The organism is Streptomyces sp. JNUCC 64 (genome assembly GCF_054484115.1).
Genome location: NZ_CM137015.1, coordinates 835,433 through 855,954, shown reverse-complemented (window position 1 = coordinate 855,954; position 20,522 = coordinate 835,433). Strand labels below are relative to the sequence as shown.

Genomic DNA, 20,522 nt, shown 5'->3' with positions numbered 1-20,522 from the left:
GGTCGGTGACGAGACGGTGTCCGTCCGATAAACACCCCCGTGGGGGAGACCGCGCCCGCTAGGTTCGTGGTCAGGACTCGTGAACGGGGGTACGGCCGTGTCGAGTGGTGACCGTGAACCGCCGCCGAGGTGCCCGGGCGGACATCCCGGAATGTCGACCGGCGCGGGCGTCGAAGTGCAGAAACGCCTGGAGGTCCTGATCCGGGACTTCCGCACCAGTGATCCGCCCATGCCGGTCGCCGTGCTCCACGCCGAGGACAGCGCCGATGACGACCGGGTCGTCGACTTGGTGGAGGAGCTGCACCGGGGGCAGGACGCGCACGGCACCCGGTGCGCCGTCGCCCCGGCCCAGCAGGAGGGCGTCACCGAGGTGCGACGGGCCGCCGCCCTGGTACGCGATCTCGCCGACCCCAAACGGTGGGACGGACACGGCTCGGTCTACCGGCGCTACGCCTTCCCCCGGCTGCGGCTGGTACGGGCGATCGAGGACGCCGTCGTCGAACTGAACGCCGAATGGCCCCAGCCGACGTCCGCCTCTACGGCCACCCCGGGGACCCTCCCGCCAACGGCCGCTCCGTCGACCGCTGTCCCGCCGACTGCCGTCCCGTCGACGGCCGTCCCGTTGGGCGGACCCGACCCCGCCCAACGGCTGCTGGACCAACTCGCCAAGCAGCGTTGGCGGCCGAAGGGCGGCAGGCGCTGGAACCCGGGTCCCGCCCAGCTCGACATGGCGCACATCCTCCCGGCGAGCCTGGTCGCCGGTCTCGCGGCCCTGCTCGCCAGGAGCCACTGGTCGGTGGCGCTGGCCTCCGGGGTGGGGTTCCTGCTGCTCCTGCTGCTGCTGGACAACGTCCTGCCGGGACGGGCGCCGATCTTCCTCTGGCTGCGCCGCGAGAGCCGGTGGTTCATGACCACGACCTTCCTCAGGGCCGCGTCGCGCGGGCGTTCCACCGACGTCTCGCTCTTCCGCCCGGTCCGCTCCTGGCGGGCCATCGCGGCCCGCGCCCACGACGTCGCCGAGGCGCTCCAGGAAGGGGACGACTTCCAACTCCAGCTCTACGTGCTGGCGTTGTTCGAGGACCTGCGCGACAACCACCGCCGCTGGAGCTGGGACCTCCGGGGCTTCAAACGCCATCGACCGCCCATGCTCTTCCTGCCCCGGGTGGGAGCGGAGAACGGCGGCATCGAACTGATCAAGGCGGTCAGCGACGTACGCAGCCGCCGCAGCGAACTGGACCCGCTGCTGATCGTCGCCGCCGTACCGGGTTCCGAGGTCCACCGGCTCCAGCGCACGGTGGTGCAGGAGCCCGGCGGCACCCTGTGGATCTGGTACCAGGAATGGGCCCGCAACCTCCGGGCCGGACAGTCGCCCAGCCGTGAACTCGCCGAACTGCCGTGGGTGTTGAAGGTTCCCCTGCCCGGCGACCGGCTGGGGCCGCTCGCGGACGGACGGCTGCCCTGCGTACGGGCCAACACCCGGCCCACCACGGCCCGGGTGGTCTGGTCCGTGCACGCCCTGGCCCTGGTGCTGCTGCTGTTCGCCACCGGAGTCTGGACGCGCGCCGACGACCTCCACGACACCTACTGTTCGGCGTCGGTCCTGACCGCCAACCGCGACACCGTGCGCAGGACCGGCCCCGACGGCCGGACCGAGTGCATCGGGGTCGCCACCGACGGGGTCCGCTTCGCCGACTGGCTCCCCGACGGCGGAGAGGCGTCCGGGGAGAACGACACCCCGTGGTCGGTGCCCTGGCTGGAGGACCGCATCGCGAGCCAGAACCGTGACGTCCTCGCCGAACACCGCGACGAGTACGTGACCGTCATCTACGCGGGCCCGCTCAGCCACGATCCCGACAAGGGCACCTCCCCGGTGAAGGGCATCGAGGAACTGGCCGGCGTCCATCTGGCGCAGGCGGTCATCAACGAGACCTACCCCATCAAACTCCGGGTACTGGTCGCCAACGGAGGCGTGGACCTCCACCACCAACTGGACATGGCCGACCGCATCACCGCCTACGCCGCCACCGACCCCACGGTGGTCGGTGTGGTCGGCACCGGCCGTGACCTGAAGTCGAGCGCGAAGACCAACGAGAAGCTGCGTGACGCGGGGCTGCCGGTGGTCTCCGGCACCAACTCGGCGACCTATCTGCCGCGCACGTTCGCCAACTGGTTCAGCCTCGCCGCCCCCGACGAACGACAGGTCAAACAACTCGGCCTGATAGCAGCGCAGTTGCGTGAACCGGGCAAGAAACAGCACGCGCTGGTACTGGCCCGGGACACCGCCGAGTCGGACGACCTCTACACCGACGAGCAGGCCAAGTACGGCCAGCGGATGCTGAGGCGTCAGGGCTTCTCCATGCTGGGGCAACGCCGCTACCTGCTGGTGGGCGGAAAGCCCGAACTGCGGGTGCACACGGAGAAGATCTGCCAGGGTTCCCAGGTGCCGTCGGTGATCTACTTCGCCGGACGGGTGGAGGACATCAGCCCCTTGATGGCCCAGCTCGGCACCGAACCCGGCTGCGCGCGGCGGAACATCTCCATCCTCACCGGCGACGACCTCTCCAAGGCCAAGTTCACCCGGGGCCAGGACGGGGTGGCGCCCAAGGTCACGCTCTACCACGCGGTCCTGGCCGAACTGGAGGAGGCGTCGTCGTCGACCTCCTTCTACAAGGACGCGCACGCACACCTGCTGGGGCGCGAGGAGGAACTGCCCACCCATGAGACCGCGGTCTTCTCCAGCGGCCAGACGGCGTTGAACCACGACGCGACCCGGGCGCTCTACTGGGCGGCGACCCGGGGCAGCGTTCCCCAGAGCCGCGCGGCGACCTGGGTGAACCTCCGTACGGTCAAGCTCAGCGGAATGGCCACCGGCACCATCGACTTCACCAAGGCCCCGCTCTACGGCGACCGCGACGGACACAGCGTGGCGCTCAAACAGGTGCGGAGCGCGCCGGACGGGACTCCACGGACCCGGTTGATCTGCAGCAGGGTCGCGGGCGACGCCGAACCGCTGACCCGACGGGAGTGCGCGATCGACCCTCCGGCGGGCTGAACCTCCGGGGAGGGCCGCCCCTCCCCGGAGCCTCCGACGGGGCCCGGGCCCCGAGTCATGAGCCACGGGTCACGGTGCTCTTGGCGCTACGGCGCTACGGTGTTATGGACCCCAAGGGCTCCAGGCGCGCCGGGTCAGTGACCGCCCCGGGGCCGTTCGCAGCCGCCCTCGTAGTAGACGCCGTGGCCCTCGGCGGTCGGCGGCGGCCCCGGTTCCACCGTCACGCACAACCCGCTGTCGGGAACGGCCAGGGAGAACCACGGCCCGCCCGCCACCACCCGGACCCCGTCCACCGGATATCCGAGCCGCTCCAGCGCGCCGCGCACGGCCCGCTCGTCGAGCGGTTCCGCCAGGGCGCGCAGGGCGCGGAGCACCGCCTTCGCATGGGCGTCGGCACGGCACCGCGCGTCCGGGCCCAGCTCCACCCGCTTCCGGAACGCCTGGTTCTCGACGTACTTGCCCGCCTCCGGGTCCAGCGACGAGGAGCCGGAGGGGGAGGGCGAGCCGGTCGCTTCCGCGCACGCCCCGGCGATCTTCCGGAACCGTCGGTCGTGGTCGGCCAGCGGGTCGGCGGTGGGGGAGGCCGACCCACTGGCCGCCCCCCGGCCCGGTCCGGAACCCCCGCCGTCGGCACGTTCCTCCCCGCACCCGCTCAGGGACGAGCCGAGAAGGACACCCACCGCCGTGACGACCACGGCCCACCCCATGCGCTTCATGCGCACCGACGGTACGCGAGGCGGGAGCGGCCGGGAGCCCGGACCGTCCGACCCGGGGAGCCGTGGCCGGATCTCCACGGCGGGACGGTCCGGGCCGGACTCCCGGCCCGTCACGGATCATCTGGTGCCCGGGAACGCCTCGACCGCCCGGAGGACTCCGGGCGGTCGAGGCGCGTTCGGGGTGACCGCGGAAGTGAAGGCGGCCAAGGAGGGGAGACGCGGGGAACGGTCCGTCCCCGGCCCCGCCCCCGTCAGCCGATCGCTATCCGGTCCCGCCAGTGGTTCGTGGGGCCGCCGATGATCTCGGTGCCGTCCCCGCTCAGCGCCGTCCGCGACCCCGCGTGGAACCGCACCGAACCGTCACCGCGCACCGCCCAGATGTCCGGGACGCCGTCGCTGTTCGCGTCGGGGGTGCCCATGACGAACGGCGTGTTGGCGACCGTCCAGTTGCCCGCCCCGTACGTCGCGTCCGCGCCGCCCAGGGAGTTCGCCGCGCTCGCCAGCGAGGTGAGGTCCGTTCCGCCGCCGGTAGCGGGCTTGCCCTTGCGGAGCATCAGCTTGCCGGAGTCGGACCGGTAGACCAGGTCCGCGACGGAGTCGCCGCTGACGTCGTACGCCGAGACGATGTCCCGGTTCAGCCAGGGGGTGCTGGTGAGCCGGGTCGCCTGCTCCACGGTCGCCCCGTGGTAGCCGGTGAACGCCCACAGGGCGTCCCCGACGGTGGCGAAGAAGTCGACCCGGCCGTCGCCGGTGACGTCCCCCGCCGCCACGATCTGGGTGAGGTCGGCCGGTGCGGGCGCGCCCTCCGGCAGCAGGATCTCCCGCCGCTTGTTGATGTTGACCGCGCCGTATCCGTCGCCCGGATAGACCCACAGCCTGCCGCCGACCCGGGCCACCAGGTCCTGGAGGCCGTCACCGCCGTAGATGTCGCCGTTGTGCGTGATCAGAGCGCCGTTGAAGTGACCCCTCGGCGCCGAGGAGTGCAGGGGCTTGCCGTCACCGCCCTTGGGGTCCCGTTCGGGATTGTCCCGGTAGGCGCCGCGCATCGAGTAGTCGATGTCACCCGTGCCCTGTCCGGTGTCGCTGCTCTTCGCCTGCGAGGGGTAGAGCGCGAGGTCGCCGTCCTTGGTGACCACCAGCATGTCCGGCAGGTCGTCGCCGGTGAAGTCGCCCGGGGAGTCGGTCTGGTCGCGGGGGGTGACGTAGAAGAAGTACTTCGTCGGCTCGGAGACGTTGCCCGCGCCGTCCACCACCCGTACGTGGAGGACGTTCGGTCCGGCGGTCGGCGGTTTGGCGTTGTCGAACACCGCGCTGACCGTCACGGCGGCTCCGGCCGTGCGGTTGATCGAACCGGTGTAGACCGGCGAGTTGAACCCGTACTCGTAGCGCACGACGTCGGTGCTCAGCGCGCGGAACGTGAACGAGCCCGGGGTGCCGAACTTCTTCTTCGACCAGATGGCGTCCTCTCCCTCGCTGCCGAAGCCGTTCTCTTCCTCGTTCCCGTCGGGGAAGTCGGTGGACGTCACCCGGGGCGGCCGGGGCTTGGAGGTGTCGAGGACGAAGCGGCACGGCGTCTTGGCGGGGGCGTACGAGGACTTCCCGACGCGCCCATCGGCCTTGTCCTCCGCCCGCACCCGCCAGGAGTACAGGGTGCCGTTGGTGAGCTTGCTGGTGGGGAACGGGTCGGTGGTCTTACTCGCCGCGTGGATGTCGTTTCCGACGGTCACCTTGCCGGTAGCCCCGAGCAGGTCCCCGGTCTGGTCCCATCGGCCGGTCGGCCAGAGGTCGAAGTTGAGCGCGTGCAGGTTCCCGTCCTTGTCGGTGGAGCGGGCGCTGAACTGCACCGACCCCGAACCCATCCGCACGTAAGGAGCGCTGCTGGTGCACTTGGCGTCCGGGAGGAGGTCGAGCTTGGTGGGCTTGGTGGGCGGACGGTTGTACACCAGGTACAGGGACGGGGGATGGCCGCCGTTGGCGCGGAACTTCTTCCACGCGTACTGGGAGTCCTCGTCACGGGCGCGCAGACCGAAGGTGATCGTGTCGGCGCCCTTGTTCACCTTCTTCTGCACGGCGTTGCGGACGTTGAACTTCACATGGTCGTCCGGGCACTGCGCGGCCTTCCACCCGTGGGCGAAGCTCTTGCCGGTCAGCTTGTTGCCGTTGTGGAGTTTGGGGGCGTTGCGCCAGTTGGTGCGGGCTTTGACCTTCCTGGTGACGTGCACGCTCATCGAGCGCGGGCTGCACGACCAAGAGTACGTCGCCAGCAGTCTGAACTCCGCCTTCACCATCGTGGCGCCCTTGAGGTGGTCACCGAGTTCGAGGTTGAAGAAGGAGCGGGAGGTGCCCCAGGTCTCCGACTCGAAGCCGACCCGGGCGTCGTGCGTGCCGCCCTTGTTGAAGCCCTTGCCGTTGTAGAAGGTCGCGTTCGGGTGCCGGTTGTACGCGGTGGTCCAGCCGTCCATGGGCTTGGTGACGGACGGGTCGACGAAGACCGGGTAGACCGTCGCGGGGTCGGTGAGGAACTCCTGGTCGGGCGTCAGGGTCCAGACGCCGTCGGTCAGGTCCGACTCGATCACCTCGCCCCGGGAGTCGGGCGAGGGGCCGTTCAGGGAGGGCAGGCTCAAGGTGGCGTCGGGCCCGGTCCGGACGGGTTCGGGCGCGGGCTCCGGGGGGACGGTGGCTACCGGGTCCGCTGTGGGCGCGGCCGAGGGATCCTCGGAGACGGTCGGCAGGACCTCGTTCTCCTGGTCCGTCTGCTCGTCGGACTCGCTGTCGGGTTCGGCCGGGGCGGGGCCCTCCTCCTCGGGGGTGGGCACCCCGGTGTCCACCGGGTCCGGGTCCTCCGGCGCGGTCGGCTGGGCGCTGGAGCCCACCGCGCTGTCGGTGACGGCGGGCTGTCCGCTGCTGTCCCACATCAGCGGGGTCGGGGACACGGCGACCTCGTCGCCGTACGGGTCGTCGGCACCGACCATCCCGGAGACCGGGTCGATCCGGAAGCTCAGGGTCGGGGAACTGATCCCGTAGGTGAGCTGCTGGGCGAGCGGATGCGCCGCCGCCTCCCGGTTCTTGATGACGAGGAGCGGGGCGAACCCGGCGTCGTCGGCGGTCAGCACGAGGTCGGCGCCGGGGAAGATCTCCGGGTACAGGGCCCGGTTGGCGTCGATCACCGGTGTCGGGACGGGTCCGGGCCAGGTGAGCTGGATGGTGTGGGTGCCGACGTGGAGGGCGACCAGCGGGGTGCCGGTGGTGCTCGCGGACCCCGCCGGGGCGCCTTGGGGACGCGCGGGGGCGCCGCCCTTGACGAGGGAGACCCTGCGGACGGTCTCCCGGGCGCCCGTCGCCGTCCGTCCGGGCGCGGTGCGCACCGGAGCGGCTCTCCGGGCGCCGGAGCGGGACGCCCGGTCGTCGCCGTCGTCCGTCCGTGGTCCGTCCCCGGACCGCGACCCGGCGGAGAACACGATCCGGGTGTTCGACACGGCGGGTTCCCAGCCGTCCTCGGTGCGTCGCAGCCCCAGGTCGATCGGCCGCCACTCACCGTCCACCTCGGCCCTGACGGGGGAGGGGTGGATCGCCTTCGCCAGCAGTCCGTCGGGCTGGGCCCAGGTGGTGGAGTTCGCCGAGCGCAGCGCGGTGACCTCGACCTTCCGGCCGGTACGGGCGGCTTTCGCGGCCGCGTCGGCGACGCTGACCCGCTGTGCGGTGGCGGGCCGCCGGGGTTGGTCGGGGGAGGCCGCGCGGTCGTCGCCGGGGCCGTCGTCCGTCCCCAGTCCCACGTAGGCGAGGCCCCCGACGGCGAGCGTGAGGGCCAGGGCGGTGGCGATCGCGCGCCGTCCCGGAGTGCGGCGCGGTGGACGGTCGTCCGGTGCGGGGTCCGGTGCCCCGCGCCGTCGGAGCCGGTCGCGGACTGTCCGCGGAGTACGCGTCATCGGGCGTGGTCCCTCCCCCTGGAATCCGGCGCACCGGGCATGGCTCGGCCGGAGCTGCTGCGCTCGTCGTCACGGTGGTGCCCGGACCGTGCTCACGTGTTCCCGGGCCGACCGTGGCGAGGCGAGCTGATGATGGCCCAAGTCGGGGCGCTCGTCACCCGTGTGTTCCGGGGCGTCCATGGCGCGGGGCAACGGGATTCCGGGGGGCCGGGCACCGCGCACGGCCCGGCACGGAGGGCGACGGGGACCGGAAGCAAGGGGTGCCAAACGGGACGAAGCGATCCCAACTGGCTTGCTCGATGGGGGTATTCAGGGTGGTGCGCGTCACATAGCTGATTCATAGGTTATTGACAGGCTAGTCGGGTGAAGATCACTTGTACCCCTACTTACACCTTCCTGTCCGCGTCTATGTGGTTACCCAAAGTGATGATCATCACAGAGTTCCCGGAACTATGGCGCACGGTCACAGGACGCTCACAGAATCTGCGCTACTGATACGCCATCACGCGTGGTCCGCTCTTCGGCCCGCACCGAGTTGGTCCGGGGGGCCCGTCGTGTCCGGTCGTCATTCGTCTTTCCGCCTGCCCGCGTTCCGGCTCCGGTGGGGCGCCCGCCGGGCCCAGGCCCGGGCCGCGCGCCGTCGTACGCGGCTCGTCGTGGTCCCGGTCGTCGGCGCCGCACTGCTCGTCGGGCTGCTGCCCGCGACCGCGCTCGCCATCCCGCCGGTGCCCACCACCGGACAGGTGGGCCGGGAGGACACCCTCGAACTGGAGGAACTGCCCAAGGACGTCCCGGTTCCCGGCGACGAGCAGGACAACAACCTCGAAAGCATGCGGGTCGACATCCCCCGGCCCTTCCTCCAGCCGCCGGTGAACAGCACCACCGCACCGCCCGCGGCCACCGGCACCCTCACCTTCGCCGCCCCGGCGACCCCGGCCGCCCACCGCTCCGGAACGCCGCCGGAATCCGGATCCGGGACGACCGGCGTCCAGCGGGCCGTCCACCGCGCGGCCGGGACACCGCCCACCGAAGACGTGAACACCGCGTCGGTCAGCGCCGATCCACCACCCCCCACACCCGTCCAGAACGTGCCGGTCAGCCTGGGCCGGGCCACCGGCCAGCCCGCGCCCACCGGCACCTGGCAGGTCAGCGTCGCCGACCGGGTCGCGCCGCTCGCCGCGGGCGTCGACGGCGCGGTCATCACCGTTCAGGCCCCGGCCACCGGCTCGGTGCCGCTGTCGGTGCGGCTCGACTACGCCAAGTTCCGGAACCTGCACGGCGCCGACTGGGCGTCCCGACTGCGGTTCGTGCAGTTCCCCGAGTGCTACCTGACCACGCCCGCCGAGGAGGCGTGTCAGGAGTACGAGACCCTGGAGACCGTCAACGACACGGCGGCGAAGGCGATCACCGCGACCGTGGACACCGCCGCCGACGGGACCGGAGCCCCGGTGCTCCCGGCCGCGGCGGGCTCCGGCACCGGTGTGACGACCACCCCGTACCGGACGGTCGCCGCGGCGGCCACCGGGGACAAGACCGTCATCGGGGCCGTGGACTCCGGCGCGGGACCGGGCGGTTCCTTCAAGGCGACACCGCTCCCCTCCGCCGGGAAGTGGGAGGCGGGCGGCGCGTCCGGAGCCTTCACCTGGTCGTACCCGGTCGAGGTTCCGGACCCGCCCGCGGGCCCCACGCCGAACATCGCGCTCGGCTACAACTCCCAGAGCGTGGACGGCCGGACGGCGATCGCCTCCCCCCAGGCATCCTGGGTCGGCGACGGCTGGGACTACGACCCCGGACACATCGAGCGCCGCTACCGCACCTGTGAGGACGACCGCAAACCGCTCCGGCCGGGCACCGCCGACCCGGGCACCCCCAACAACACCGCCAAGAAGGACAAGACCAGCGATCTGTGCTGGGTCTCCCACAACGCGGTGATGTCCCTCGGCGGCAAGACCACCGAACTGGTCCGGGACGACTCCCTGACCAGCAACCCGGAGACCGCCACCGAGGTCTACCGTCCCGCGAGCGACGACGGCACCCGCGTCGAGCGCCGCACCGGCGCCACCAACGGCGACGACAACGGCGAGTACTGGGTCGTCACCACCGCCGACGGCACCGTCCACTACTACGGGCTGCACAACGTCGGCGGCGGTCACGCCGACACCGACTCCGTCTCCACCGTGCCGGTCTTCGGCAACCACCCCGGCGAGCCCTGCCACGCGAGCACCTTCGCCGCGTCCCGCTGCGGCGCGGGCAAGCAGCAGGCGTGGCGCTGGGGCCTGGACAAGGTCGTCGACGTCCACGGCAACGCCATGGTGATCGACTGGCAGCAGGCCACCAACCACTACTCGGTGCGGAAGAAGTTCAAGACGCCCGAGGTGTACGACCGGGCGGCCTACCCGAACCACATCGAGTACGGCATGCGCTCCTCGGACCTCACCAAGCCGTCCGCCAAGGTCGACTTCGTCGTCGCCGAGCGCTGCCTGGCGTCCCCCACCGCCTGCGCCCCCGCCAAGTTCGACCAGACCGGCGACCCCGGCGCCTACCGCCCCTGGTGGGACACCCCCGGCAACCTCAACTGCAAGGCCACCTCGGACCTCTGCCCCGCCTTCCCGTCGTTCTGGAGCCGGATACGGCTCTCGGCGATCACCACCTACGGTCAGCGCCCCGGCGCCACCACCCTCCAGAAGGTGGACACCCACACGCTCCAGCAGTCCTTCCCCCACGGGTGGTACAGCTCCTCCCCGGGACTGTGGCTGGACTCGATCACCCGCAAGGGCTTCGCCCCGGGCGACACCACCGGCACCGACCAGTCCGCCGACGGCGTCAGCTTCTCGCCCTACGTGGTCTCCAGCGACTCCCCGAAGCAGTTGCGCTGGCTCAGGGACCGTCACCTCCCCAACCTGGTCCCGAGGAGCAAGACGGACCAGCGTCCGGAGTTCACCCGTCCGCGCATCGGCGTCGTCGCCACCGACCTGGGCGGTGAGATCTCCGTCGAGTACCGGGGCGGATGCGCCACCGAACCGGCCCAGGACCGGGGACGGGACAACACCGGCTGCTACCCGGTGCGCTGGTCACCGGACGGCGAGGTCGAGAAGCCCGCCAAGGCGTGGTTCAACAAGTACGTCGTCGAATCCGTCACGGAACGCGACAGCGTGACCGCCAAGGGCGGCATCGTCCACCGCCGGTACGAGTACGACGAGCCCGCCTGGGCCCCGTCCGACGATGAGTTCCTGCCCGAGAAGCTCCGCACCCACAGCGCTTGGCGCGGCTACCGCCAGGTCACCGTCTTCAAGGGCGGCAAGCAGTCGTCCACGGCCGTCACCCAGTCCCAGTCCAAGTCCCTCACCCGTTACTTCCTGGGCACCGGCGGCACCCTCAAGGACACCAGCGGCACCCACACCCTGGGCACCGACTCCCATCAGTTCGCCGGGATGACCGCGGAGGCCGTCACCTACCGCTCCGGCACCGGCTCGGTGGTGCGCCGGGTCCTCAGCTTCCCCTGGACGAAGACCACCGCGGAACGGTCCCGCAGGGCCGACGACGGCACCCCGATGTCCGCCCTGCGCGCCCACCGCACCGGCGTCGAACGCACCGAGGCGATCCACACCACCGACAACGGCATCCAGTCCGTCCGCACCCTCACCACCGTCGACGACACCCACGGGCTGCCCGTCGAGGTCGAGACGGCCGTGGTCAAACCGGCCAGCGGCGGCGGGGAGAGCCTGTCGAACCGGACCTGCACCCGGACCTCGTACGTCCACAACACCGCGGAAGGGATCATCGGGCTCCCCAAGGAGACCCGGACCACCGGGACCTCCTGCGCCGGGTTCGCCACCGCCTCACCGGCCACCGAACTGAAGGGCTCGGTCCGCACCTCGTACGACGGCCTCGCCTACGGGGCCACCCCCACGAAGGGCCGGCCCACCACCGTCTCCGAGATCAACGGCGAGGGTACCGACCACTCGGTCACCAGCACCTTCACCTACGACCCGCTCGGCCGCCCCCGCAAGGTGACCAAGCCCCTGCTGGGCACGGTCGAGACCCAGTACACCCCCGGTGACACCGGCGGCCCCGTCACCTCGATCAAGACGGTCAACGCCAAGGGCCACACCTCCACCACCACCTACGACCCGGCCCGCAGTCTCCCGCTGACCACCACCGACGCCAACGGACGGACGACGCGGACCGAGTACGACGCCCTCGGACGCCTCGTCAAGGGCTGGTCCGCCGCCCGGTCCTCCGGCACCCAGAACCCCGACGTCCAGATCTCGTACCACGCCGCCGTCGCCACCAGCGAGAAGAACTCCCCGGCCGCCGTCACCGTCCGCTCCCTCAAGGACGACGGTTCCTACAGCCGTCACATCACCCTGTACGACGGCCTGGCCCGTCCGGTGCAGACCCAGGCCCAGGCACACGGCCCCGGCCGGATCATCACCGACACCAACTACAACGACCACGGTCTGCCCTACGAGCGGACCAGCGGCTACCTCGCCCAGGGCGAACCCGTCACGGACGTCTTCCAGCCCAAGTCCGACACGGTCGTCCCGAGCAAGGTCAAGTTCCGTTACGACGGACTGGAACGCGTCCTGCGGGAATCGGTCTACCACGCGGGTCAGTTCAAGTACGCCACGTACACGTCGTACAGCCTCAACAGCACCATCGTCTACCCGCCCGGTGACTCCACCCCCACCGTCCGGACCACCCGGGACGTCCTCGACCGCGTCACCTCGGTCCGCCACTACACCTCGGCGGACGAGAAGACCGCCCGCACCACCTCCTACACGTACGACGCCCGGGGCAACCGCGACAAGGTCACCGACCCCGACGGCAACGCCTGGACCTTCACCCACGACGCCCGGGGCCGCGTCACGGCGACCTCCGACCCCGACACCGGCGACACGACCACCCAGTACGACGAGGCCGACCGCCCCTCCCTGGTCGTCGACGCCGGACAGCGCAAGACCCACACCGAGTACGACATCCTCGGCCGGGCCGTCAAGATCCGGCACGGGACGCCGACTTCGGACCCCGTCAAGGAGTTCACCTTCGACCCGGCGGGCGCCCTCGGCCACCCCGCCTCCTCCATCCGGCACACCGCCAACGGCGACTACGTCGACCGCGTCACCGGCTACGACGCCGACTACCGGCCCACCGGCCGTGAGACGGTCATCCCCGCCAACCCGATGACCACCGGTCTGTCCGGCACCTACACCTACGGGTACGCCTACACCCCCACCGGCAAGCTCCACTCGGTGACCCTGCCGGGCAAGGGCGGCCTCGCCACCGAGAAGGTCGTCACCCGCTACAACGAGGACGGCCTGCCCGAGACCACCTCCGGCCTCAACTGGTACACCGCGGACACCACCTACTCGCCCTTCGGCGAGGTGCTGCGCACGGTCTCCGGCTCCCAGCCGGACCGCCTGTGGACCACCAACTTCATCGACGAGTACAGCGGACGGCTCCAGCGGACCGTCACCGACCGGGAGACCGCGGGCCCGCACCGCGTCTCGGACGGCTACTACTCCTACGACGTCACCGGGTCGGTCACCTCGCACGCCCGGCAGCTCCGGGACGCGGCGGGCTCCACCTGGGACAACCAGTGCTTCACCCACGACCGGATGCGCCAGGTCGTCCACGCCTGGACCTCGAACCTCGTACCGGACGGCAAGCGCACGGGCTGCCGGGCCGCGAACGGGGCCAACTGGGGCTACGACAGCAAGGGCGCGCCCTCCACCGGTCCGGTCGCCGAAGCGGTCGGCAAGCCCGTCGACAGCACACCGCCGGGCACCACGCTGCCCACCTCCCTGAGCGCGGCGGCACCCGCCGCCGGTACGGTCTCCACCGGAGCCACCGCCTACCGGCAGTCGTTCACCTTCGACCTGCTCGGCAACCGCGCCACGATGACCGAGCACGATCCGGCGAACGCCGCCAACAACGTCACCCAGACCTACCACTACGGCAAGCAGGTGCCCGGCAACGGGACGGCCCCCGCGCAGACGGTCCAGCCGCACACCCTCACCTCGATCTCCCGGTCGAGCGGCGGCGGCAGCACCTACGCGTACGACGTCCACGGCAACACCAGGACGCGCACCCTGCCCGACACCACCCAGCAACTGGACTGGACCCAGGAGAACAAGCTCGACTCCGTCACCGACACGGTGGCCGGGACGACGACCCGCTACGTCTACGACGCCTCGGGCAACCGGCTCCTGGAGAACTCCTCCACCGGCTCCACCCTCTACCTCGGCGAGACCGAACTCACCACCAACGCGACCGGCACCATCACCCGGGCCTCCCGCACCTACGCCCACCCCGGCGCACCCTCGGTCGTCCGCACCACCAACAACGGCTCCACCACGGCGCACATCCGCAGCGCCCTGATCACCGACCACCTCGGCACGGCCAACACCACCGTCGAACTCACCGGCAACCAGCCCGTCACCCGCCGCGCCGCCAAGCCCTACGGCGAGACCCGCGGCCCCCAGCCCACCACCTGGCCCAACAAGCGCGGCTTCCTCGGCGTCGGCATCGACGACAAGACCACCGGCCTCACCCACATCGGCGCCCGCGAATACGACCAGTCCACCGGCCGTTTCATATCCGCCGACCCGATCATCGACTTCGCCGACCCGCTCCAGATGAACGGCTACGCGTACGCCAACAACTCCCCGGTCAGCATGAGTGATCCGACGGGTTTGTACGCTGGACACTGCGTGACCATCCAGTGCATGAACGGCACCGGCGGCCAGCACACCGCCGGGGGAACGGTCACAGAGGGCGGAGGAAGCGGCCACTGCGTGACGACCCAGTGCACCATCCAGACGACCGGGTCGTCCGGCTCCAACGGGGGCGGCGGATCGAGCAGGGGATCATCCGGCAGCGCATCGCAGAGTTCTTCCGGGAGCGGAACTGGCGGGTATCACGGCACTGCCCATTACGGGCAGCACCAAGCTGCCACTGTGGCCAGCGCACCGCCCAAGAAGAAGTCCTTCTTGGACAGGGCCTTGTCGATCGGTGAGGGAGCGGTGAAGTTCACCGTTGAAATGGTCGTTCCCGATGTCGAGACCATAAAGAAATGCCCTACGGATTTCTCGCCGATGAACTGCGTTAAGGCTGTCGTGGAAGTCGCCCCCATCCCTGCGGCCAAGGGCGCCAAGGCTATCGCAAAGCTCTTGAAGGGCGCGAAGGGTTGCAGAAAATGCTTCCTGGCCGGGACCGCAGTCCTTCTGGCTAGCGGCGCGACCGAGGACATCGAGGACATCGAGGTCGGAGACCGGGTCCTGGCCACGGACCCCGAGACCGGGGAGACCGGCCCCAGAAAGGTAACGGCCCTGATCCGGACTCAGGGCGAGAAGTTCCTCAACGAGCTGTCCATAGCCACCGAGGACGGCATCCGGAAACTCACCGCCACGCACGACCACCCGTTCTGGTCGCCCTCCGAGGACGCCTGGCTGGAGGCCCACCAGCTCGAACCCGGCATGACGCTGCGCACAGACGAGGGCGACACGGTCATCGTCACGGGGAACCGGGAGTACACGCGCCATGCCCGCACGTACAACCTGACCGTCGAGGGGCTGCACTCGTACTATGTGCTGGCGGGGTCCACTCCGGTGCTGGTCCACAATTCAAGCCTTTGTGGAACTGCTGCTCTGGAAGGTGGGGACTGGGGGCATATCGTGGATCGCCACAGGCCCGGTGGTGCATTGGTCGACGACGAGGCCGGGATCTTCATAGGAAAGGAAAAGAAGGTTCGCCAGCGGATCATCGATACAATCAACCGCGGCACCCCAAAGGCGAACACGCCGGACCCCGTCACTGGCGCCCCCCGCCCTGGTCAGATTTACGAATGGGACTTTGGCGCCTCTATTGGAAAGGCTGGACCTGAAAATGGCGGCGGAGATCTGACGAGCGTCCGAGTAATCGTGAACGATGGGAAAGTTGTAACGGCCTTCCCGTTCTAGGGCGGTATAGCTCCCGTAAGGAGGAAGCGTGATTCATCTTTCTTTTTCCCCTCCGGGGGCTGACTCGCCATGGCGGAAGACGTGGGAAGCTGCCCGGCAGGTCGGCCCTGCGAATATTGCAGAGATAGACCTTCGCTATAATTATTTCGGCGCCAATGTAGAGATGGTCATTGATGGCGTTGAGGTCATCTCGAAGAGAAGGTTTGTGACGCTCGTCGATCTAGCCTTCTCTCTCTCTCAAGTGGTGAATCGCATCTCTGTGAGAGAAGATGCCGCGTTTGGGTTCACGGAAAGTGAAGAAGTTATCCATCTGCGGTTCGATGGTGATCGTGTTTTCGTAAGTTCATCGAAGCGGGATTGGCGAATCCCTGTTGAGCCCGGGGAGGTTGTAGATGGTTTCGCTGTTTTCCTTCGGGAGGTATATTCATGTCTAACTTCGGAAATTCCCGGCCTGGGTGAAAATCCAGTTATTCGGAAAATCTTGCCGGGGTGAGTCGGGCTTGAAATGAATTCAAGGTGAGATATGGAAGTTTCTGATGGAGTCTCCGGCGTTTTTGGCGGAAATAGTGAAGGCGGCGTCAGTGGGTGGCGACTCCGGTGGGTTAATTCGAGTCATCGATTGCTCCCGGGGTGCTGTCGAGGGTGTTAATCGGAGATCCCCTGACAGTATGGGCGGAGGCAAGGGTAACAGGTTTCGCGACGCAGCCACGAAAAGCAATGGAGCCCAAAGTCGTTGCTGATCTGAGAAAGTGCAGACAGATTATCTTTCTGAGGTTCTCTCAATGGCTAAGAAGGTGTGGTCTCGTCGGGGTTGGTGGAGTGTCGGAAGAGTCAATTTAAGAATTCCGATTGACTGCGTGCCCAGGAATATAGGTGCGACCTCTGCGAATTTCATGCAGGAGGGAACGGTCGACGATGTCGATGGCTTGACGCTTCATAACAATGAGGCCGGCGCTTTGCTCTAGGAGTAGGGTGATGGTCGAGTTCCGGGAATTATGGAGCGGACACGGCGGACGTTGGGCTCGTTTGCCGCGATGGAACCCGTAAACGATCAGTCCCAGCTTGGTCACCGCTTCCCGGATCGGTGGACGCGTGTGCGGGGAACCCTGGAGGGTAGATGCCATGAGGCGCCGGTGGGATGCCACCGCGCATGGACCCACGAGGGGGAACCACGGTGGGGGCAGAGCCGAACGACGCGGTTCCCGAGTCGGCCGACCGGCCGACCGGGGACGGCAGATCAGACGAAGGTCCCGCAGGGCCGACGGAGCAGCGGGCGGCGGTCGGAGCGGAGGGCGAGCCCAACGCCGCGCCCCCGCCCCCGCCTGAGCCTCCGTCCGCGCCGGGCTTCGGGCCACCGGCCCCGCCGCTCGGGGCGCCGTTGCCCTCAGGGTCGCCGCCCGGTGCGCCGTCGGGCGACCAGCAGCCCGGCTCGCCACAGAGTGGCCAACAGCAGCCCGGCTTACCCGTCACCCCGCCGCCCGGTACGCCGTTGCCGGTTCAGCAACCGGGCCCACCGCCCACCGCGTCACCCTCCTCCGGCCCGCCGCCGGGCCAGCCACCCGCTCCGCCCCCCACCACGCCCAGCGGTGCGGGCCCCGAGCCGTGGCCCGCACCGCCGCCGCCCACCGCCCCACCCGCACCCGGCCACGCGGCCGGACCCGGGCACGCGCCCGGGCACACCGCACCCACCGCCCACGACGGGAACCACGGGCACGGTGCTCAGCCGCCCTCGGCGGACGGCCCGCCCCCCGGCTACGGTCCACCACCGGGTACTCCGCCCGGCAGCGAACAGCCCCCCGGCTACGGTCCGCCCCCAGGTATCCCGCCCGGCCACGGGCAGCCCCCAACCTACGGCCCGCCCCCTGGCACCCCGCCCGGCTACGGCTACGGCCCCCCGCCAGGCACCCCACCGGCCACCGCCGCCACACCCACCCCACTCACCGCGCCCAACCCCGCCCAAGCGGTCGCCGTCGGGCTTCTCAACCTGTCCTGTCTGGGGCTCGGTTACGTTCTCCTGCGGCAGTGGATCGGTGTCGCCCTCTGCTGGATCGCCACCGCAGCCCTGCTGGTGGTCGCCCTCCCCGCCGATGTCGACGGCGTCCCCACCGGGCTCCTCGTGGGGTACGGGGTCTTCCTGCTGGCCGCCGCCGCCGACGGCGCCCGGCGCGGGCTGCGCGCGCCGCTCCGGCTCGGCGACACCTTCCGGCGCCTCGCGCTCCCGGTCGCCCTGGTGCTGCTCGCGGTGCCCGTCGGCGGTTCGCTGGCGTACGGGTCCGCCCGTGACGAGGCGCGGGAACAGGCCCTGCTCGAACAGCTCGCCGAAGCCGACGAGTTGGTGAAGTCCGCCGACGGCATCGCCTTCGACAAGGCCGAGCCGATCTACCGGAAAGCCGTCGAGGCGTACCGGGACCTCGGGGTCGGGCACCCGGGCTCACGGGCCGGGAAGCTCGTCCCCGCGCGCCTGGACACCTACTACGAGAAGGTCTCGACGCCGTACGCCAAGGGCGCCTACTGCGAGGCCGTCGCCCCGCTCCGGTTCCTGAGGACGCTGTCCGGCGTCGACGAGGACCTCCTCGGGACCCGGCCCACCAAGGTCGAGGACCCGCTGGCGCACTCCCTCTACGAGTGCGGGATCGCCGCGCTCGGGTCGCCCACCGCCACTCCGGCCGCGAGCGACAGCTTCAACGCGCTGTACGACACCTTCCCTGAGTCCCCGCACGCGGCCAAGGTCGTGCCCGCCCTCCGCGCGGCGGTCAGGACCAGGGCGACCGCCGTCGCCGACGGCGACTCCCCCTGTGACGCCACCGGCGAGCTGCGCGCGCTCCGCACCTCCCTCGGGCTGATGACGGACCCCGCCGTCGGCGCCGTCGAGAAGGACGCCGCGTCCGCGGTCCGCAAGGGCCACTTCGCCTGCGGCACCGACCAGTTCAAGGACAAGGACTTCGCCGACGCCCGGAAGACCATGGCCGACTACGCCAAGGACTACCCGGACAGTTCGCGGGCCGCCCACGCCCGTTCCATCGCCATCGCCGCCGAGGTGGCCGAGGAGGAGCCCAAAGCCGGGAAGAAGCTGCCCCCGGCCAAGGCGCCCGGCGGGTCCCGGATGGTGATGGTCGTCAGCAACGACGGTCCCGGCGCGGTCGAACTGCTCTACACCGGTCCGGTCAGCGGCCGGGTCACCCTCAAGGCGTGCAAGAAGTGCGCCAAGTACCCCAGCGTGGTGGCGCGCGCCGCGAAGTTCAAGGCGTGCTCGGGACCGTCCTCGAAGTATCCGAAGACGACCCTGCTGCTGCCCGCCGGCACCTACCACTTCCTCCAGAAGCGGTCCGGCACGATCACGTCCCTGGGGGACACCCAGACCAGCGGACAGAAGGTCCAACCGGGGTACAGCTACACCAACTGTCTGTACGTGACCTCGTTGTTCTAGCCCGCCCGTCCCGTCTCTCGGCGTGCCCCGTGGTGGGGCCGCCCGCGTACCGTCCGCGGGCGGCCCCACCCCGACCCACCCGGCTCCCCGCATGCCCTCGGTCCCTCGCCCGCCCGGCCCGGCTCACGCGGCCCCGGCCCACAGGGACTCACACCGGACCCGCCCCGGCCGGGGCGGTCAGTCCGACCGAGGCCAGCTTCGCCGGGTCCACGACGATGCGGATGCCGGTGATCCGGCCGTCCGCGACGGTGAAGGCGATGACGGAGAGCGGGGTGCCGTCGGACCGCCAGGACATCTGACCGGGGACCCCGTCGACGAGGACCGGCCGGTGGCGGGCGGCCTCGCCGGAGAACCTCCGGGCCCCGGCGGCGACCCCGGTGGCGCCGAGGGTGACGACCACGCCGTCGGGGGTGTCGACGCTCAGCCGCACATCCGGGTCGAGGACGCGCAGCAGTGCCGCGAAGTCGCCGTCGAGGGCGGCGGCGCGGAACGCCCTTACCGCTTCGCGGTGTTCAGGGCCGGGGCCCACCGCGCGGTCCGGGTCGCGGACCTTGCGGCGGGCACGGCTGGCGAGCGTCTTGGCCGCGTCGGCGGACTTGCCGAGTACCGTGCCGATCTCCCGGAACGGGACCGCGAACACGTCGTGCAGCACGAACGCCAGACGCTCGCCCGGGGTCAGCGAGTCGAGTACGACGAGCAGGGCGAGGCCCACCGAGTCGGCCAGCACCGCCCGTTCGTCCGGCGCGGGCTCGTCGAGGGGCACCACCAGCGGGTCCGGAGAGCAGGTTTCGGGGCGGGCCCGGCGGGCCCGCAGGACGTCCAGGCTGAGGCGGCCGACCACGGTGGTCAGCCAGCCCGCCAGGTTGTCGACGGCCGCCGCGTCCTGGCGGACGAGGCGCGTCCAGGCTTCCTGCACCACGTCCTCGGCGTCGGCGTGCGACCCCAGCACCCGGTACGCGACGGCGCGCAGCCGGTCGCGCTCGGTCTCGAACGCCTCGGCGAGGAGGTCCGGCGGCCGGGCGGTCACCGCTTCTTCCCCCGCTGACGGAGCGAGATCCGGTTGCCGTCCGGGTCCACCGCCTCGGCGAGGACCCCGAACGGGTAGTCCCGGGGCGCGGACTGCTCGAAGACCACACCGCGTCGTCGCATGGCCTCGAAGTCCTCGCGCAGGTCGTCCGATTCCAGGACCACCGGGGCGAGCGGCGCGGGCCGTCCGGTGCCGCCGTCCGGTGGTGCCACGGCCGTCGGGTGCGGCCAGAGGACGATCTCCACCGTGCTGTCGGGGACGCCGACGGTGAGGAAGCGTCCGTCGGGGCCGGGGAAGTCGATCCGTTTCTCCAGACCGAGTCCTCCGGTGTAGAACTCCAGCGCGCGGTCCTGGTCGGTGACGTGGACCGTCACGTACATGAGGTTGTTCAGCATCCGCTCTCCCGGTTCGTT

General features: G+C 70.4%; 8 protein-coding genes. 4 read left to right on the top strand and 4 right to left on the bottom strand.

Features of this window, described 5'->3' with window-relative positions; all coding sequences use genetic code 11:
- Positions 1-151: 151 nt before the first annotated feature.
- Entirely contained in the window at positions 152-3,052 is a 2,901-nt protein-coding gene (locus ACVWNX_RS03245; RefSeq protein WP_454412329.1) for an ABC transporter substrate-binding protein, read from the top strand.
- A gap of 134 nt (positions 3,053-3,186) precedes the next feature.
- Here the strand turns inward: ACVWNX_RS03245 and ACVWNX_RS03240 are convergent, their stop codons facing one another.
- Positions 3,187-3,768, bottom strand: coding sequence for a hypothetical protein (locus ACVWNX_RS03240; RefSeq protein WP_454412328.1), 582 nt, complete (start codon positions 3,766-3,768; stop codon positions 3,187-3,189).
- A 251-nt stretch (positions 3,769-4,019) separates the two neighbouring features.
- The gene (locus ACVWNX_RS03235) at positions 4,020-7,694 is read right to left on the bottom strand and encodes a DNRLRE domain-containing protein (RefSeq protein ID WP_454412327.1); all 3,675 of its coding nucleotides are present in this window, start codon (positions 7,692-7,694) and stop codon (positions 4,020-4,022) included.
- Positions 7,695-8,350: 656 nt separating this feature from the next.
- On the opposite strand from ACVWNX_RS03235, the gene ACVWNX_RS03230 reads away from it, so the two are divergent.
- The 3 genes from ACVWNX_RS03230 to ACVWNX_RS03220 all read left to right on the top strand — a co-directional run bounded on the left by ACVWNX_RS03230 (position 8,351) and on the right by ACVWNX_RS03220 (position 19,082).
- Positions 8,351-15,655, top strand: coding sequence for a polymorphic toxin-type HINT domain-containing protein (locus tag ACVWNX_RS03230; protein ID WP_454412326.1), 7,305 nt, complete (start codon positions 8,351-8,353; stop codon positions 15,653-15,655).
- 28 nt (positions 15,656-15,683) lie between these two features.
- Positions 15,684-16,148, top strand: a complete 465-nt coding sequence (locus tag ACVWNX_RS03225; protein ID WP_454412325.1) for a hypothetical protein — start codon at positions 15,684-15,686, stop codon at positions 16,146-16,148.
- A 996-nt stretch (positions 16,149-17,144) separates the two neighbouring features.
- Positions 17,145-19,082 carry a tol-pal system YbgF family protein gene (locus ACVWNX_RS03220; protein ID WP_454412324.1) on the top strand — a complete coding sequence of 646 codons (1,938 nt, stop codon included), beginning with the start codon at positions 17,145-17,147 and terminating at the stop codon, positions 19,080-19,082.
- Positions 19,083-19,230: 148 nt separating this feature from the next.
- Here ACVWNX_RS03220 and ACVWNX_RS03215 read toward each other — a convergent pair whose 3' ends face one another.
- Both ACVWNX_RS03215 and ACVWNX_RS03210 read right to left on the bottom strand, forming a co-directional pair.
- Positions 19,231-20,109: a sigma-70 family RNA polymerase sigma factor gene (locus ACVWNX_RS03215; RefSeq protein ID WP_454412323.1), complete on the bottom strand. Its 879-nt coding sequence runs from the start codon at positions 20,107-20,109 to the stop codon at positions 19,231-19,233.
- Positions 20,106-20,504 (bottom strand): VOC family protein, encoded by a 399-nt coding sequence (locus ACVWNX_RS03210; RefSeq protein ID WP_454412322.1) that lies wholly within the window; start codon positions 20,502-20,504, stop codon positions 20,106-20,108. Before ACVWNX_RS03210 ends, ACVWNX_RS03215 begins: the two co-directional genes overlap by 4 nt.
- Between the last annotated feature and the right edge of the window lie 18 nt (positions 20,505-20,522).

What these genes read in the sequence shown, in the direction of transcription:
- ACVWNX_RS03245 (WP_454412329.1), top strand. Translation starts at nt 152, where the DNA reads ATGTCGACCGGCGCGGGCGTCGAAGTGCAGAAACGCCTGGAGGTCCTG.
- ACVWNX_RS03235 (WP_454412327.1), bottom strand. Translation starts at nt 7,694, where the DNA reads ATGACGCGTACTCCGCGGACAGTCCGCGACCGGCTCCGACGGCGCGGG.
- ACVWNX_RS03240 (WP_454412328.1), bottom strand. Translation starts at nt 3,768, where the DNA reads ATGAAGCGCATGGGGTGGGCCGTGGTCGTCACGGCGGTGGGTGTCCTT.
- ACVWNX_RS03210 (WP_454412322.1), bottom strand. Translation starts at nt 20,504, where the DNA reads ATGCTGAACAACCTCATGTACGTGACGGTCCACGTCACCGACCAGGAC.